Below are 17752 nucleotides of genomic sequence, written 5' to 3'. Positions count from 1 at the left end.
TTTTTCACTTCCCCTCAACCCATAATTTAATTATATATATTATTTACCAAATATTTTTGCAGAAATCATAGACTTTGCAATAGGCTCATTATTCTTATTGTACATATTTATTTCTACCTTAGAAAAACTCCTACCTTTATCAACAATTTTCGCATATATATCTATATCACTTCCCATTTGCACAGGTTTCATAAAGTACGACATAATACTATCCACCGAGATATTAATGTTATTATTTTGCCTTAATGACATTATACCCATAGTTGATAGGAGCATATTTAGTGAACTCCAAGAGGCCGTTCCAAAAGGATCTAACATCTGAGGAATAATTTGGCCATTAAAATGTAAGCTATTATCCTCGTGTACACATGTAAAATTCATTAAAATAAGATCTTCTAAAGTTTCAGCTACTTGTGGTTGCCTTAGTGCAAACTCCATTGCTTTTATAACATGTTCTATAGTTAAAACCCCTACAAGCTTCTTCTTATCAACTACAGGACAAATTTTAATTCCATCCCAACCCATAATATGGGCAGCATAAGCTATAGTTGTTTTAGGTGTTACACATACAGGATTCTTATTCATAATTTTATTAATTAGTTCATCATCATCGTTACATCCTTGTAAATCTCTTAATGTAACTATCCCAATAATTTTCATATTCTCATCTAGTACTGGGTATCTCTCATGATTAGTTTCTAGCATTAGTTGCCTCCAGGTAGCCACAGTGTCCGTACCCATAAGACAAGTAGTATTAGTATCCATCACATCTTCAACTAAAATAATTTCCTTTTTAATCATAGTTTCATAAAGAGCCTTGTTTATCATACTAGCTACTGTAAAGCTATCATAAGTTGACGATAATACAGGAATTCCTTTTTCATCCGCAAGTATCTTTACCATTTCACTACAATCAAAACCCCCAGTAATCAATACTGCAGCCTCATTTTCAAGGGCAAGTAGTTGTGCTTCTTCTCTATTTCCAACAATAAGGAGGTATCCTGGCTTTAGATATCTAATTATTGATTCAACAGCCATTGCTCCTATAATAAATTTATTTAAACTTTTATTTATACCTTCTTTGCCGCCCAAAATAGTAGCATCAAGAATTCTTATAACTTCAGCATAAGTAAGACTATCAATGTTTTTTTTATATACCTTCTCAACTCTTACCGTTCCCACCCTAGGAACGGTATTAACAATACCCATATTTTCTGCTTCTTTTATCGCTCTATAAGATGTACCATCACTAATGCCGAGTTCAGAACTGATACCTCTTACAGATATCTTAGTACCAATTTGCAGGGCAAGGATATGATTAACTATCTCCTCATGTTTTGACATTCTCTTTTTACCTTCCTTCTTTCCTTAATTCTTCAGCAATTTTTTCTATTCTTCTTAATCTATGGTTAATACCAGATTTCCCTACTGGTGGTTCAAGTATTGCTCCAAGTTCTTTTAAAGATTCATCAGGATACTCAAGCCTTAGCTCAGCGATTTCTCTCAAATTCTTAGGCAATCTCTTAAACCCTATTTCTTTTTGTATTAATTTTATACTTTCTACTTGTCTTACTGATGCATTTACTGTTTTACTAAGATTAGCTGTTTCACAGTTCACAATTCTATTTACATTATTTCTCATTTCTTTCATTATCCTTACATTTTCTAAGAATAGTAATGAATTGTGTGCTCCAATTATGTTAAGAAGATCAACAATTTGTTCACCCTCTTTAATATAAATAACAAAACTGCTTTTCCTTTGTATTATTTTTGAAAACAATCCATAGCTATTAATAAGTGTGCTTAATTCCTGTGCATAATCACTATCATGAGTCACAAACTCTACATGATAATTTTTTTCAGGGTTACTAATACTTCCACCACCTAAAAAGGCCCCTCTTATATATTTACGTTTGCATTCCTCAGCATCAATTAACCTGCTTGGTATAGTATAATCTATTGAAAAGAAATTTTCATCCTCAAGGACTGCCACTTGCTTTAATAAGTCTTTAACACCCATTTCTTCCGTAATTATAACAACATATACATTTTTTTTCTTTAGTGAATTACTTCTCTTAACTAATAATCTAGCGTGAATAGCAAAATGCTCCTTTAACAATTTAAAGATAAGTCGTGCTATTGCAGGATTTTCAGTTGTTATTTGGAAATTTATTTGTTTATTTGATCCAAGTCCAATAGTACCACTAACCTTCATTATAGCCGCCATTTCAGCCATGGCCTCTTTCTTACTCATATCTGTAAATCTACAAATTTCATTCTTAACCTTAGACGAAAATGACATTATTCTACTCCTTATTGCATTTATTTTCTAAAAGAACATAAAATCAATTATTTTTTTTGTTTTTGTTTTCCTTAAGCCTCTGTGATAAATAAAAGTACTCACCTATTTTCTTTTTATCGTTAAATAACTTTTTCTCCATAATTGTTTCTACTAAAATGGTTGCAAGCTTTTCTGTATCATGTCTTATATGACCTTTTCCTATTTTTACAAAATCACTCCTAATTACTCCTATGCCTTGCTTTTTAATTTCCTCTTCATTTATAATAACCATATTAGAATTATCATTACGATATCTTAGTTCTAGCTCACTACTTATTTTCCCTGTATTTACTAAAACGTAATCAACAACTTTTCCTTTAGCATGCCGATTTATAGCCTTTATATGATCATTAACAGTATAATTATCACTCTCACCTGGTTGTGTCATTATATTTGACACATAAATCCTTATAGACTTTGTCTTATACAATGCATTTCTTATTTCCTTTACTAATAAATTAGGGATAATACTAGTATAAAGGCTTCCAGGTCCTAGGATTACTGCATCTGCTTCATTTATAGCAACTAACGCTTCCTTAAGTGCCCTAGCATCTGTAGGTTCTATAAAGACTTCATCAATAGGGCTCTTATTGTCTATTACGCCTTTAGGAATATTTGATTCACCATCAATTATATTTCCATTTTTAAGTTTTGCCTTTAATGTCATATTGTCTAAAGTAACCGGGATAACCCTACCCGTTACAGCTAGTACTGAACTCATTTTCTGTACAGCTTCTTCAAAATTATTTGAGATTCCATCCATCGCTGCTAAAAATAAATTACCGAAGCTTTGGTCCTTTAGTCTTCCGTCTTTAAATCTATACTGCAATAATTCGTCCATTAGTGGTTCCGTATCTGCTAACGCCAAAATGCAATTTCTAATATCCCCTGGAGGAAGTATTCCTAAATCTTCTCTTAAAACGCCTGATCCCCCACCATCATCTGCTACTGTAACTATTGCTGTTATATTATTAGTATATTTTTTCAGCCCCCTAAGCATAGTAGATAAACCGGTGCCTCCTCCAATTACTACAATCTTAGGTCCCTTTATAAGTACTCTTTTTTCATATATTAAATCTTCAAATTTTCTCGAACTCATAGCTACATCAATACTGCCTGTATTAACTAATATAATAAAAAATTTTATGATTTGTATTATAGCAATATATATTATCAAAGCTCCAAGCACTATAATCAGCGCTGATAAAACTATCTTTGGCAGAGAGTGATATTCTCTATTTATTAGTTCAAAAATTCCAAATATTAAAATAGAAACACCTACAATACCTAGAAGAATCCACCTTTTTATATTAATTCCAGGCTTCAGCAAATTCCTTAGCATCATAGCTTACCATCACCTCTATTTACATCTTCATTTATGTCCCTGTGATCTATATTAACATCATACCCATTACGCCCAAGTATTTCATAAATTCTATTTGCTATAGCAACTGACCTATGTCTTCCCCCTGTACATCCTATAGAAACTATAAGTTGTCTTTTTCCTTCTTTTTTATAATTTGGGATAAGAAACTGTAGCATATCTTGAAGTTTTTCTACAAATACTTTAGTCCCTTCAAATTCTAATACATAATCGCGAACCGGTTGGTCATTACCTGAATACTTCTTAAGCTCTGGAATATAAAAAGGATTCGGCAAAAATCTCACATCAAATACCAAATCTGAATCCACAGGTATTCCATATTTAAATCCAAAAGAAAGCACAGTTATAACAAGCTTAGTTTCTATCTGACCCTCCTCACCATAGATATTATTTATTTCTTCTGTAAGTTCTCTTGCAGAAAGCTTAGATGTATTAATTATATGGTCAGCACGCTCACGTACATCCCTAAGTTTGCGTCTCTCAGTTTCAATTCCATTTACAACTCTTCCTTCTGGCGCTAGAGGATGTTTTCGCCTTGACTCTTTATATCTTTTAATAAGCACTTTATCTGAGGCCTCTAGAAATAATATTTCATACTCATATCCTTCATCTTTTAGGTATGTTAAACTTTCAAATAAATCGTCAAAGAACTTTCCACCACGAATATCTATAACTAAAGCAATTCTGTCAATACTACCATTAGATTTATAACATGCCTCAGCAAATTTAGGAATTAAAGTAGGTGGCAAATTATCCACACAAAAAAAACCTAAATCCTCAAGGTTTCTTACCGTTTGTGTTTTTCCAGCTCCCGATAACCCCGTCAATATAACAAATCTCATCAAAAAAAACCCCCTATACAAAAATTAAGAATTTCTATTATACCAAATATTTTATTATTGCTACTAATATTTTAATATTATCAATTATTCACTTTAAATGTCTGTCTACTTAGTTGTACTAATACAGTTTCATTTTTAATTATAACACAAATAATCATAATTATAGATATGTAAATACAAAAAAAAACGCACAAATATTTATCCCCTTGTGCGTTTTAAAATCCTACTTATTTTATAATTTTTTTAAAATATTTATAAAAAACTCACTGATTTACCGAAATTTCAGAAGATTCTTTGTCCTCTCCCCAAATCTTTACCTCAGTATCAAGCTTTACACCAAATTTTTTTTGCACTTCATCCTGTACAAGCTTGATTAAATCCAAAATATCTGTTGCACTTGCGCTCTTTTTATTGATAATAAAACCAGAATGTTTAACAGACACCTCTGCATCACCAACATGAGTTCCTTTCAAATTTGAATCTTGTATAAGTACACTTGCATAATGCCCTTCTGGTCTTTTAAATGTACTACCTGCCGATGCATATTCCAAAGGTTGTTTATCACTTCTTTTTTTTGCAAGGTCATCCATTCTAGCTTTTATAACTTCCTTGTCACCGGCCTGTAATTTAAGAGTAACGCTTATAACTGCATAGCCATATTTAAGAACAGCACTACTTCTGTAAGATAGCTCCATATCGTCTTTGTCTATTGTTAATAATTCTCCATTCTGGTCTATTGCGAGTAGACTATCTAGAACCATAGACATTTCGCCGTTATATGCTCCTGCGTTCATAGCTGCTGCCCCACCAATGCTACCTGGAATTCCGTTAGCAAATTCAATACCTTTAAGCCCTTTGTCTAATGCTGCCATTGTAACATCATATAAACTAGCTCCACTTTGAGCTGTTATTTTATTTCCTTCAACCTCAATTTTATTAAGGTTACATAGTTTTATAACAACACCGCGAATTCCGCCATCCTTAACTAGTAAATTAGAACCATTTCCTATTAAATAATATTTAACTTTATGTTTTTTACAAATTTTTATTAAAGCTTGAACTTCTAAAACTTCATTTGGTGTTACTAAAATATCGGCGGGTCCACCCACTCTAAAAGAAGTATGGTTTTCCATTGGTTCATCAACCTTTATATTAGAATTGTCTGTTACTTTATTTATTTGTTTAAATAATTCCGCATATAATTTCATATTCTACTCCTTGAAAATATTAATATATTTATATACTTGAATAACATAAATAATATTATTTATGTTATTCAAGATATAGTTCTTTTAGTTTACCCTTTTTACTGCAATATTTCAACAGTTTAAATTTTTGATGTATATAAATATTCCTAATAAGTTTATTTATTATTTTTAAAATATAATATAACGCACTCTGCAGACTTGCTATCCATAGATGGGGTATCCATTAGCTCTTTTGCGTCAGCACCTTTTATATTATCTATACTACCAAACTTTTTTAATAACTCTCTTCTTCTCTTTTCACCTATATTGGGTATATTATCCAATATAGAATATAATGTTCTTTTATCCCTAAGCGTTCTGTGATAAGTAATTGCAAATCTATGGACCTCGTCTTGTATTCTAGTAATTAAGTGCATACTTTGGGAATTACTTTTCATAAATAGCTCTATATTATTATATATTAAACCTCTAGTTTTGTGCCTATCATCCTTAACCATTCCACATACCGGTATATCAATATTAAGATTATTTAAAACCTCAAGGGCCACATTAACCTGACCTTTTCCACCATCCATAAGAATTAAATCCGGGAACACACAAAACTTGCCCTTACTAAGTTCTAAATTTCTCTCTTTTATTCTCTCCACTTCATCCAGTCCTCGACGAAACCTCCGCTCTAAGATTTCCCGCATACTATCATAATCATTTGCTCCTATTACTGACTTTATCTTAAACCTTCTATAATCACTATTTTTAGGCTTTCCACCTTCGAAAACCACCATACTCCCTACAGAATCTACCCCCATTATATTTGAGATATCATATGATTCAATTCTATCAGGTATTTCATCAAGTTTTAATAATTCTGTAATTTCCTGCATTGCGATTTTATGAATTTCCTTATCTTGCATATCCTTTAATTTAAAATTTTCAAGAGTTATCTTTGCATTATTTGCAACCATCTCTAAAGTTTTTTTCTTTTCTCCCTTTTGAGGAATCTTAATAGTTACCTTCGAATCTTTTTTAGCGCTAAGCCATTGTTCTAAGATTTCCACCTCACTTATAAAAGGTACATATATTGTTTTAGGGATAAATGCTGTCCCGCCATAAAACCTCTTTATAAATTCTTCTATAAGTTCATTTTCTACATTCTCTGCTTCATCATTTAAAATAAAGTGTTCTCTACCTACTATCTTACCATCACGAAGAAAAAACACCTGAATACAAACATCTTTTTCATCAACATATACATTAATGAAATCTTCATTCTCACAATTTCCTATTATAATCTTTTGTTTCTCATTTATTTTTTCTATAGCCATAATCTTATCCCGAAGCATTGCTGCTTTCTCAAATTCCAAAACTTCCGATGCACTTTCCATTTTGTTTCTTAAATCTTCCTTTATACTTTTATCTTTTCCTGTAAGTAGATCCAAAGCACCTTTTATAATTTTTCCATAATCTTCTTTACTAATATACCCTGTACAAGGGGCCTTACATAATCCTATATGATAGTTTAAACATGGTCTATCATATAGGACACCTTCTTTAATATTTCTTCTGCATGTTCTAAGCGGAAATATTTGTTTTATAAGTTCAATAGTACTATATACAGCTGCAGAATCTGTGTATGGCCCAAAATATCTCCCTCCATCATTTGCAATATTTCTAGTTACAAATACCCTCGGGAACTCCTCATTAATAGTTATCTTTATAAATGGATAATGCTTATCATCTTTAAGCAAAATATTATATCTTGGACTATATTTCTTAATAAGATTGCACTCAAGTATCAATGCCTCCATCTCCGAATCAGTTACTATATATTCAAATTCAGCTATATTTTTCACCATAGCCATAACTTTTACAGAATGGTTTTTTGATGATTTAAAATACTGTCTTACTCTATTTTTTAATATTTTAGCCTTTCCAACGTATATTATTTCACCAAGATTATTTTTCATAAGATATACTCCTGGTGCATCTGGAAGAGTCTTTAGTTGATAATCAAAGTCAAACATAATACAACCCCTCCCCTTTAAGATTATAATTATTTTCACTTAAACATATATATTCAAAATTATACCAATACATTTAAATTTCCCGGGCAATTTATTACAAGTTACTACATATATTATTTTTTCTATACTAGCATTCATTTTATACGTCATTATCTCTAATTATACTACTAAATAAATCATGGTATATAAAATATAAAGTCAAATATTATTGTAATATTTGACTTTATATTTTCACTATTATGCCCATGCTTTCGCATGTTTTTCAAAATTAACAAAGTTAAATCTTTATTGCAAATAAGTTCTAACAAGTTCTCTAGTTATCTCAGCAGCTTTAACGCCACCTTGTCCGCCTTCCTCTACAATTACCGCTATAGCAATTTGAGGATCATCATAAGGTGCAAATCCAGTAAACCAAGCGTGTGGGGCTTCTTGTTTACTTGGGTCATCATGGTCTGCTGTACCCGTTTTACCACTAACTACTATGCCAGTAAGAGCTGCACTAGCGCCTGTTCCTTGAGACACTACTTCCTTCATTAAGCCCTTCATAATATCAGAATTATTTTTTGTCATCACTTGTCCAAGCTGCTTAGGCTGTAATTTTTCTATAGATTTACCCTTGCTACTTAATATTTCTTTAACAAGCATAGGTTCCATCATTGTACCACCATTAGCAACTGCACTCACAACTAATGCCATTTGCATAGGCGTAACTAAGACACCTGCTTGACCTATAGCACTCTGCGCAATATTACCTTTTTCATTATTTTTATAATTTGGAAACACACTATTTTCTACAGTTAACCCTATGGTTGGAATGTTTTTGTTAAAATAAAATTTCTCAGCTGTTTCCTTTAGTTTATTATTTCCTAAATCAAGACCTAATGATCCGAAAAACACATTACTAGAATGCATATAGGCAGATTTAAAATCTATATTTCCAAAAGATTCACCATTATAATCTTCCAATAGTTTTGTTCCATTGACAATTAAACTACCATTATCATTTAAGCTGCTATTGTAAACATTGGCTATGTTTTCTAAAGCACTTGCTGCCGTAACAGTCTTAAATGTAGATCCCGGTGGATACAGTCCAGATACTGCTCTATTAAGCAGAGGCATCTCCTTATTTGCAACTATACTCTTCCAATCTTTCTCTAAATTATTAGGATCATAAGAAGGTTTAGAAACCATAGCTAAAATTTCTCCGGTTTTAGGGTTCATTGCTACTATAGAACCTCGATGATCACCTAAAAGTTCATAAGCCTTCTTTTGGAGTTTAGAGTCAAGTGTAGTCCTTAACCCATTACCAACCTTTTGATCAGTGTCCTTATTAAAAAACACAAATTTTGAAAGTGGTGTATCATTATTGCCCATAAGCTGTGCATCATATTTTTTTTCAAGTCCGCTAAGTCCATAAACAGGATCCATATATCCTATAGCGTGTGCAAAAACTGCACCTTGCAAATAATTTTGTTTTTGAGATGTTTCACTTGTCTTAGTGCTTTTTGTTAAAGCTACCATATCCTTGTCATAAATTGTTCCACGTAGAACCTTATTTCTCTCTGCCCAAAGCCTTCGATTAAAGGTACTAGCTACCGCTTTCTGACTATTAAACATATATACATAAGTTATATATGTAATCAAAGCAATAAAGAGTATTAAAAATACCAACAGGACCTTTTTTATATTACTTACAAAATCATTCATAATCTTGACCGTCCTCCGAAATTTTTTGAAGTATACCTAGTGAAAAAAAAGTTATTAACATAGAACTCCCTCCAGCACTAACTAATGGTAGCGTTATACCCGTTAGTGGAATAGCTCCAACTACTCCTCCTACTATAACTAATACTTGAGCAGCTAGCATTGTACTATATCCCACCGCAAGTAACCTTGTAAAGTTATCCTTGCTATAAATAGGTACCCTCATACACCTATAAAACAATAAAAAATATAAAATAATAATAGCAAATCCAGTAACTAGTCCCATTTCCTCACAAATAGCAGCAAAAATAAAATCTGTAGTAACTACAGGAACCATTCCAGGGTGTCCAAGGCCAAGACCTGTTCCGAAAAGACCACCCGAGGCTATGGAAATTAAAGATTGTACTATCTGTAGTCCTTGATCAGTAGCATATTTCCAGGGGTTCCCCCAAATCATAACTCTCAATTGCACGTGGTCAAACATTTTATAACTTATAAATCCGCCTATCATAAATAATACTAAACATATTAGGATATATTTAAAATTCGAAGTAGCAATATATAACATAGTTATTGATATAGCGAAAAATAGGAGAGCTGAACCCAAGTCCTTTTGAACTACCATAAGTCCAAGTGATATCATAACTACTATTCCAGGTTCAATTAAAGCCTTAAATTTAGAAATTTCTGAATTTCCCTCGGTTTTTATTCCGTAATATTGCAATGCTGCTGCTAAATAGGCCACTAAAGACAATTTACCAAATTCTGTTGGTTGAAAAGTGAATCCCGCTATTTGAACCCAATTTTTAGAACCATTTACTTTATGAGCCAGTATGCTTCCCAAAGACATAAGAATAAGAGTACATATCATATAAACATATTTATACTTTCCAAACTTACTTAAGCTTGGGAAAATAACTACCACTAAAATAAATACAGCTATTCCAACTGCATAGAAAATAAGTTGTTTAATCGCAACGGGTGAGTCCAGCCTGTATAACATTCCTATACCTATAACCGCCAATACATTTGAAAAAAGCAAAATATATTTATCCCCATCCGGAAAAAATCTTCTTATAACAAAATGTGAAGCTGCAAAAACAAAGCATATTATCCCACCCATTATTAAAGCATTTTTGTCAAACTCATTTTTCCCAATGAGATACATATTCAAAAATAAAACTATACATAAAAGATAGGTATACCGTAGCAGCTTTCTCTCTTGTTTTATACTATCCATAATATCACCCCGCTTGCACTCATAATTTACCCTATAACCTTAAAGGTTGAAGTTCCTATTTTAATTACGTCACCTTTTTTTATATACACTGTATCCTTAACCGCTTTGTTGTTCATTATAGTACCATTAGTACTTCTCAAATCTTGCAAAATATAATCTGTATTTTTAATGTATATTTTTGCATGCTGAGAAGACACATATTTGTCTCCCAGAATTAAAAGATTATCTGCCTTTCTACCTATTGAAAGTTGATCATTTAAAGGTATAACTGCACCGACCCTTAAATTAAGATTATCTCCTCTTTCAATAACCTCAAGACCCATAGTTTTCTTTATAACTGGTTTCTTTTTTGCACCACCTTTTATGTCCTTATACATTATTCTCAATGCAAATATTATTATAATGTAAATAATCGCTATAATAGCATATTTCATAATCTTGCTTATCTCAGCCATAATGCACTTTCTCCTCTTTAAAAAATAATCAAAGACTAGCATTCACTTTATGCTAGCCTTATATAAATTATAACATTTTTTTTAGATAATGTCCTGTATATGAATTTACATTTAAAGATATTTCTTTTGGTGTACCAGTGCACAAAATGCTTCCACCCTTATCTCCACCCTCTGGCCCTAGGTCTATAACATGGTCTGAACACTTTATAACATCTAGATTATGCTCAATTACAACTACTGTATTCCCTGAATCTACTAGTCTTTGAAGTATTATAATAAGTTTACTAACATCATCAATATGGAGTCCTGTAGTTGGCTCATCCAAAATGTAAAACGTTTTTCCAGTACTTCTTTTAGATAATTCAGAGGCAAGTTTAATTCTCTGAGCCTCACCACCTGATAGTTGCGTAGAAGGTTGCCCTAGTCTTATATAACCAAGACCAACATCCATTAGTGTTTTAAGTTTACTGTAAATTCTCGGAATATTCTCAAAAAACTTTACAGATTCTTCAACAGTCATATTCAAAATATCATCAATATTTTTCCCTTTATACTTAACCTCTAAAGTTTCTCTATTATATCTTTTACCCTTGCAAACTTCACAAGGAACATAAACATCAGATAAAAATTGCATTTCTATTTTGATTATTCCATCACCGTGGCAGGCTTCACATCTTCCACCCTTCACATTAAAACTAAATCTCCCTGGTTTATACCCCCTAATTTTCGACTCGGAACTCATGGAAAAAACATCACGAATCACATCAAAAACGCCAGTATATGTAGCTGGATTTGACCTTGGAGTACGCCCTATAGGACCTTGATCAATATTTATAATTTTATCTATATTCTCTGCGCCTGTTATATCCTTGTGAAGCCCAGGATTCTTTTTAGAGTGATTTAATTTTTTATTAAGACCTTTAAATAAAATTTCATTTACTAAAGTACTCTTTCCAGATCCTGAAACACCAGTAACAGAAGTAAACACGCCTAATGGAAAATCTACACTAACGTTCTTTAGATTATTTTGCCTTGCATTAAGTATTTTTATACAATGGCCATTCGATCCTCTGGTTTTGCTTGGAACATCAATCTTCTTCTTACCGCTTAAATATTGGCCTGTAATTGATCTTTCACAATTTTTCACATCTTCAATTGTTCCGGCAACGACAATTTCTCCACCATGTTCTCCAGCTTCTGGACCAACATCTACAATGAAATCTGCGGCTTTCATAGTATCCTCGTCATGCTCTACAACAATTACAGTATTCCCTATATCTCTTAAATGTTTTAATGTCTTTATAAGCTTATCATTATCCCTTTGATGAAGACCAATACTAGGCTCATCTAAGATGTATAAAACCCCCATTAAACTAGACCCTATCTGAGTCGCAAGTCTTATTCTCTGCGCTTCCCCACCAGATAATGTAGCTGCTGATCTTGCTAAATTTAGATAATCAAGGCCTACATCTTTCAAAAAATTAAGTCTATCATTTATTTCTTTAAATATTTGATTAGATATAATTTTATTTTTCTCTGATAATTTTATATTATTTAAAAATGTAACTTCATCTACAATAGACAATTGACAAAATTCACTTATATTCTTGCCACCAACTGTTACTGCAAGTACCTCTGGGCTTAACCTTGCACCCTTACACTTAGGGCATGTATTATCACCCATATATTGTTCTACATCTCTTTTTATATAATCAGAAGATGTCTCAAAATATCTTCTTCTCAAGTTATTTATAATACCTTCATATTCATGATTAAAAGTACCCGATCTATACTCCTTAACATAATTAACCTTAACTTTTTCCCCATTTGTTCCATACAATAGTATTTTAAGAATTTCTGGGTCATAATCCTCTATTGGTGTATCTAGACTAAATTTGTACTTTTCACTTAGAGCTCTTAACACTGAAAAAGTCCAGGAATCCTCCTTAAGACTACCTTCCCCAAAAGACATAACAGCTCCACCTTTAATACTCTTACTTTTATCTGGTATTATAAGGTCCTCATCAATTTCCATAAGGGTACCAAGTCCATCACAATTGTTGCACTTACCATAAGGAGCGTTAAAAGAAAACATCCTAGGGGCTAATTCTCCAAGGCTAATGCCACAATCTATACAAGCAAAATGCTCACTAAAGAGTATATCCTCACCATCAACAACACTAGCAATAGCAGTACCCTCTGCTAGTTTTAATGCACTCTCCAAGGATTCAGTAAGTCTACTACGCACTTCATCTTTTACAGAAATTCTATCTATTACTATATCTATACTGTGTTTTTTAGTTTTTGTTAGTTTTATATCCTCTTCCATAAGTTCTACAGTAGTACCATCTATTCTAGCACGAACAAAACCATTTTTTTTAATATTCTCTATAATTTTGAGATGTTCACCCTTTTTTCCCCTTATGATTGGAGCTAAAATCGAAATCTTAGTTCTTAGTGGCATGTCCATTATTCTATCCACCATTTGATCCACGGTCTGCTGGGTAATTTCCTTGCCACATTTAGGGCAATGCGGTGTTCCCACCTTAGCATAAAGCAGTCTCAAATAGTCATAAATTTCAGTTACAGTGCCCACTGTAGAACGCGGATTCCTATTAGTAGTTTTCTGATCTATAGAAATAGCAGGCGATAACCCCTCTATATATTCAACATCTGGTTTATCCATATTGCCTAGAAACTGCCTTGCATAAGCCGATAATGACTCTACATACCTTCTTTGTCCCTCTGCATATAATGTATCGAAAGCAAGAGACGACTTACCAGATCCCGAAAGTCCAGTAAACACTATTAATTTATCTCTTGGTATCTCCAAATCAACATTCTTTAAATTATGGACCTTCGCGCCCTTTATAAATATCTTATCTCTCATGGTCTCCTCCTCAGTAACAAAACAATCAAATCCTCATATTTTTTTAAATTAAATTTAAATATCTTTAATCTGCTTTTTAAGTTTATAAATTATATCTCTAAGCTGTGCTGCCTTTTCAAAGTGTAAATCCTTAGCTGCCTGCTTCATCTCGTTTTCATACTTATCCATTAATTTTTTAGTTTCATCATAATTTGCTTCTTTAGCCGCCTCAAGAGTTTCATATACCTCTTCATCCTCGGCTACCGTTATAGATCCTATTACATCTCTAATATCTTTTACAATAGTAGTTGGCACTATATCATGTTCTTCATTATACTCCATCTGAAGTTTTCGCCTTCTTGTAGTTTCATCCATAGCCTTTTTCATAGACTTTGTAATTCTATCTGCATACATTATTACTCTACTCTCTGAGTTTCTTGCAGCTCTTCCTATTGTTTGAATTAATGAAGTTTCAGAACGCAAAAACCCTTCCTTATCTGCATCAAGTATCGCAACAAGAGCTACCTCTGGAATATCTAATCCCTCTCTTAAAAGATTTATACCTACTAACACATCAAATGTTCCCAGCCTAAGATCCTGAATAATTTTCATTCTTTCTATTGTATCAATATCGGAATGCAAATAAGTTATCTTCATATCCATTTCTCTAAAGTATTTAGTCAAATCCTCCGACATTTTTTTAGTTAGTGTTGTAACTAAAACTCTAAATCCTTTTTTTATTGTGCCCTGAATGATAGCATATAAATCATCTATTTGTCCTTTAACTGGCCTTATTACAATCTCAGGATCTAATAATCCCGTAGGTCTTATTACTTGTTCTGCGATGTTTTCACTATGTTCTTCCTCATAAACACTTGGCGTTGCACTTACAAATACTGTTTGGTTCATGCTCTTCTCAAACTCTGGAAAAGTTAAGGGTCTATTATCATAAGCTGATTTAAGCCTAAACCCATAATCAATTAAATTAGTTTTTCTTGATTTATCTCCCCCAAACATAGCCTTAACCTGTGGAAGAGTTACATGGCTCTCATCTATAAACATCAAGAAATCTTTCGGAAAATATTGCATCAATGTTTGAGGCGCTGTTCCTGCAGGTCTACCATCTAAAATTCTAGAATAATTCTCTATGCCAGTGCAGTAACCCACTTCTCTCATCATTTCAATATCATAATTAGTTCTTTGTTTAAGTCTTTGCGCCTCGAGTGCCTTATCTTCCGAAATAAGTTCCTTTAATCTCTCTTCAAGCTCCTGTTCTATTTGAGCTATACCGATCTCTAATTTATCCTTTGATGTCGCGAAATGAGAAGCCGGAAAAATAGATACATGTTTACGAATTCCTATAGTTTCTCCTGTAAGCGCATCAAATGATCTAATTTTCTCTATTTCATCTCCGAAAAATTCTACCCTAATCCCCTCACTAGAAGACGATGCAGGGAATATATCAATAGTGTCACCACGTACTCTAAAAGTTCCACGAATAAAATTCATATCATTTCTTTCATACTGTATGTCTACTAGATGTCTTATTACTTCATTTCTATCCTTTTCCATGCCTTCCCTAAGCGACACTGTAAGTTTTTTATACTCTTCTGGATTACCAAGTCCATATATACACGAAACCGAAGCAACCACAATAACATCATTACGCTCAAGTAACGCAGATGTAGCTGAATGTCTTAATTTATCAATATCATCATTAACTGACGAATCTTTTTCTATAAATGTATCTGTCTGTGCAATATAAGCTTCGGGCTGATAATAATCATAATATGACACAAAATACTCAACGCAATTGTCTGGAAAAAACTCCCTAAACTCTGAGCAAAGTTGCGCCGCAAGGATTTTATTATGAGCCAGCACTAAGGTAGGTTTTTGAACTTTCGCAATAATGTTAGCCATGGTAAAAGTTTTACCTGAACCAGTTACACCTTTAAGCGTCTGGAACTTTTCACCTTCTTCAATTCCTTTCACGAGGCTATCAATAGCCTGTGGTTGATCCCCCGTTGGCTTAAACTTTGAATGCAACTTAAACTCATACATAAAATCACCGCCTTGTTTTTCCTTTATATGAACGTTTGTTCGTTACTTTATATTTTAACTATAAGTTTTTAATATGTCAATATGGTATTTCAATTTAGATATTACTTTAACGTTCAAAATCTTTGTATAATAAGCTTGGTTGAACACCCTCATTATTTTGATATTTCCCACTCGTATATTCATCATAATCACCTTCGATACAATGATAATATATCTGACATATTTGAACTCCGGAATAAATTTTTATTGGTTGAACACAAAATATTTCTAGAGTCCAAAACCCTTGAAAACCAACGTCACCAAATCCTGCTGTTATATGAATGAATAACCCCAATCTCCCAATAGAAGACCTACCTTCGAGCATAGGTACATAGTTATTTGTTCCTGTATACTCAACTGTTCTTCCAAGATATAATTTTCCAGGTTCCAAAACTAGTCCCTCTTCTGGTATAAAAAGCTCTTTAACCTTATTTTCTTTTTTCATATCCAAAGTTACTTCATCATAAACAAGTAATTCATTATGTAATCTCAGATTATAGCTATTAGGATTAAGTTGTTCCTCATTAAAAGGTTCAATTATAATTTCTTTACCTAGTTTTTTCTTTATTTCTTTTCCAGAAAGAATCATGTCTTATGCCTCCTCGCATTTTTTGTTTTGTTAATTAATCATGCTTGCTTTCACAAAAGCTAAATCACTTATAGACGTTATATATTGTAATTAATACTCTATTTTAAAAGCTAGTGAAGCTACACTCTTCAGTTTTAAATTAATTTTGCTATAAATGATATTACCTCTGCTGCTGGTATTAATAAAAACTGAGCTAAGATTGTTCCCACTATTAATCCCCCAACAATAAAAATTATACATCTATCAAACTGCAATTGACTACATTCTCCATTTATTACATCATCCGTTAAAATTGATATAAATGGATCTATGAATATAACCATAAGTATTGTTGCACTGCCATTTATAACAGCTGATAATGTGCTACATGTGGTTCTTAATTCTGGATTTAAACATCCTGCATACAATGATGCCAAAACACCAACAGTCGATATAGAAAAAGCTATAGTATTAAGCAATATTATTTTTTTAGGCATCATTTTGAAACTCTTAAATTGTGCAAAATTCTCTTTTCTAGGTTTTGTAACACTACTCTTGAACTGCTCTATTCCTGCTTTTGAGAAAGCATGCATTAATAATTTAGGTATAGAACGATTAATACTAAATGATTCTACTACTTTTCCAAAAACCTTTATAAATGTTGGCATAAGTGCTGAACCAATAATTGTTGCAACCGTTGTAGAAAATAGTATCCACCTAAATGTAGCTAATAAGCTCTGAGGGTTTCCTATTTTTATAGTACTTTCAATTGTTTTAGCAAGTAGCGGTGCTTGAATACTGTTTGCAGTTCTAGAAACCAACGCAAAAATATTAAATACCGCAAAAGATACTGCTATTCTTCCTGTCCTTACCCCAACAATTCTAACTGAATAAGCTAGCGTTGAAATTATAGAGATGATAATTGTAAGAATTAAAACTATTATTACTTGTGTAGACATTTATATTCCTCCATTATCTTTAGAATATAATTACGTATTTGCTTATCGTTATTTATAAACT

General features: G+C 32.4%; 13 protein-coding genes. All 13 read right to left on the bottom strand.

What is annotated here, in order from left to right; genetic code table 11:
• Positions 1 to 39: 39 nt before the first annotated feature.
• The gene (locus KPL54_RS00615) at positions 40 to 1344 is read right to left on the bottom strand and encodes a DRTGG domain-containing protein (RefSeq protein ID WP_216103757.1); all 1305 of its coding nucleotides are present in this window, start codon (positions 1342 to 1344) and stop codon (positions 40 to 42) included.
• 7 nt (positions 1345 to 1351) lie between these two features.
• Positions 1352 to 2302 carry a DNA-binding protein WhiA gene (whiA, locus tag KPL54_RS00610; RefSeq protein ID WP_216103756.1) on the bottom strand — a complete coding sequence of 317 codons (951 nt, stop codon included), beginning with the start codon at positions 2300 to 2302 and terminating at the stop codon, positions 1352 to 1354.
• Positions 2303 to 2345: 43 nt separating this feature from the next.
• Positions 2346 to 3686 carry a gluconeogenesis factor YvcK family protein gene (locus KPL54_RS00605; protein WP_216103755.1) on the bottom strand — a complete coding sequence of 447 codons (1341 nt, stop codon included), beginning with the start codon at positions 3684 to 3686 and terminating at the stop codon, positions 2346 to 2348.
• Complete coding sequence (gene rapZ, locus KPL54_RS00600) at positions 3683 to 4567, bottom strand: RNase adapter RapZ (protein WP_071614454.1); 885 nt, start codon at positions 4565 to 4567, stop codon at positions 3683 to 3685. The genes KPL54_RS00605 and rapZ overlap by 4 nt, the downstream gene beginning before the upstream one ends.
• Positions 4568 to 4830: 263 nt before the next feature.
• Complete coding sequence (gene murB, locus KPL54_RS00595; RefSeq protein WP_216103754.1) at positions 4831 to 5775, bottom strand: UDP-N-acetylmuramate dehydrogenase; 945 nt, start codon at positions 5773 to 5775, stop codon at positions 4831 to 4833.
• Positions 5776 to 5930: 155 nt separating this feature from the next.
• A complete protein-coding gene (uvrC, locus tag KPL54_RS00590; RefSeq protein ID WP_216103753.1) occupies positions 5931 to 7796 on the bottom strand; it encodes an excinuclease ABC subunit UvrC in 1866 nt (621 codons plus the stop codon).
• Positions 7797 to 8081: 285 nt separating this feature from the next.
• Positions 8082 to 9503: a peptidoglycan D,D-transpeptidase FtsI family protein gene (locus tag KPL54_RS00585; protein ID WP_216103752.1), complete on the bottom strand. Its 1422-nt coding sequence runs from the start codon at positions 9501 to 9503 to the stop codon at positions 8082 to 8084.
• On the bottom strand, positions 9496 to 10740 hold the full coding sequence (locus tag KPL54_RS00580; protein WP_216103751.1) for an FtsW/RodA/SpoVE family cell cycle protein: 1245 nt from the start codon (positions 10738 to 10740) through the stop codon (positions 9496 to 9498). Before KPL54_RS00580 ends, KPL54_RS00585 begins: the two co-directional genes overlap by 8 nt.
• 26 nt (positions 10741 to 10766) lie before the next feature.
• On the bottom strand, positions 10767 to 11195 hold the full coding sequence (locus KPL54_RS00575; protein ID WP_216103750.1) for an FHA domain-containing protein: 429 nt from the start codon (positions 11193 to 11195) through the stop codon (positions 10767 to 10769).
• A gap of 67 nt (positions 11196 to 11262) precedes the next feature.
• The gene (uvrA, locus tag KPL54_RS00570; RefSeq protein ID WP_216103749.1) at positions 11263 to 14085 is read right to left on the bottom strand and encodes an excinuclease ABC subunit UvrA; all 2823 of its coding nucleotides are present in this window, start codon (positions 14083 to 14085) and stop codon (positions 11263 to 11265) included.
• Between the two features lie 54 nt (positions 14086 to 14139).
• The gene (gene uvrB, locus KPL54_RS00565) at positions 14140 to 16125 is read right to left on the bottom strand and encodes an excinuclease ABC subunit UvrB (RefSeq protein ID WP_216103748.1); all 1986 of its coding nucleotides are present in this window, start codon (positions 16123 to 16125) and stop codon (positions 14140 to 14142) included.
• A gap of 106 nt (positions 16126 to 16231) precedes the next feature.
• Positions 16232 to 16753 carry a dCTP deaminase gene (gene dcd / locus KPL54_RS00560; RefSeq protein ID WP_216103747.1) on the bottom strand — a complete coding sequence of 174 codons (522 nt, stop codon included), beginning with the start codon at positions 16751 to 16753 and terminating at the stop codon, positions 16232 to 16234.
• A gap of 134 nt (positions 16754 to 16887) precedes the next feature.
• Positions 16888 to 17691 carry a lipid II flippase Amj family protein gene (locus tag KPL54_RS00555; protein WP_216103746.1) on the bottom strand — a complete coding sequence of 268 codons (804 nt, stop codon included), beginning with the start codon at positions 17689 to 17691 and terminating at the stop codon, positions 16888 to 16890.
• Positions 17692 to 17752: the final 61 nt, after the last annotated feature.

This window comes from Clostridium estertheticum, from assembly GCF_018861295.1.
Lineage (GTDB): Bacteria > Bacillota > Clostridia > Clostridiales > Clostridiaceae > Clostridium_AD > Clostridium_AD estertheticum_D.
Note: the sequence above shows the minus strand (reverse complement) of the source record. Positions and strands in the feature narration are given on the sequence as shown.

What these genes read in the sequence shown, in the direction of transcription:
- KPL54_RS00615 (WP_216103757.1), bottom strand. Translation starts at nt 1,344, where the DNA reads ATGTCAAAACATGAGGAGATAGTTAATCATATCCTTGCCCTGCAAATT.
- whiA (WP_216103756.1), bottom strand. Translation starts at nt 2,302, where the DNA reads ATGTCATTTTCGTCTAAGGTTAAGAATGAAATTTGTAGATTTACAGAT.
- KPL54_RS00605 (WP_216103755.1), bottom strand. Translation starts at nt 3,686, where the DNA reads ATGATGCTAAGGAATTTGCTGAAGCCTGGAATTAATATAAAAAGGTGG.
- rapZ (WP_071614454.1), bottom strand. Translation starts at nt 4,567, where the DNA reads ATGAGATTTGTTATATTGACGGGGTTATCGGGAGCTGGAAAAACACAA.
- murB (WP_216103754.1), bottom strand. Translation starts at nt 5,775, where the DNA reads ATGAAATTATATGCGGAATTATTTAAACAAATAAATAAAGTAACAGAC.
- uvrC (WP_216103753.1), bottom strand. Translation starts at nt 7,796, where the DNA reads ATGTTTGACTTTGATTATCAACTAAAGACTCTTCCAGATGCACCAGGA.
- KPL54_RS00585 (WP_216103752.1), bottom strand. Translation starts at nt 9,503, where the DNA reads ATGAATGATTTTGTAAGTAATATAAAAAAGGTCCTGTTGGTATTTTTA.
- KPL54_RS00580 (WP_216103751.1), bottom strand. Translation starts at nt 10,740, where the DNA reads ATGGATAGTATAAAACAAGAGAGAAAGCTGCTACGGTATACCTATCTT.
- KPL54_RS00575 (WP_216103750.1), bottom strand. Translation starts at nt 11,195, where the DNA reads ATGGCTGAGATAAGCAAGATTATGAAATATGCTATTATAGCGATTATT.
- uvrA (WP_216103749.1), bottom strand. Translation starts at nt 14,085, where the DNA reads ATGAGAGATAAGATATTTATAAAGGGCGCGAAGGTCCATAATTTAAAG.
- uvrB (WP_216103748.1), bottom strand. Translation starts at nt 16,125, where the DNA reads ATGTATGAGTTTAAGTTGCATTCAAAGTTTAAGCCAACGGGGGATCAA.
- dcd (WP_216103747.1), bottom strand. Translation starts at nt 16,753, where the DNA reads ATGATTCTTTCTGGAAAAGAAATAAAGAAAAAACTAGGTAAAGAAATT.
- KPL54_RS00555 (WP_216103746.1), bottom strand. Translation starts at nt 17,691, where the DNA reads ATGTCTACACAAGTAATAATAGTTTTAATTCTTACAATTATCATCTCT.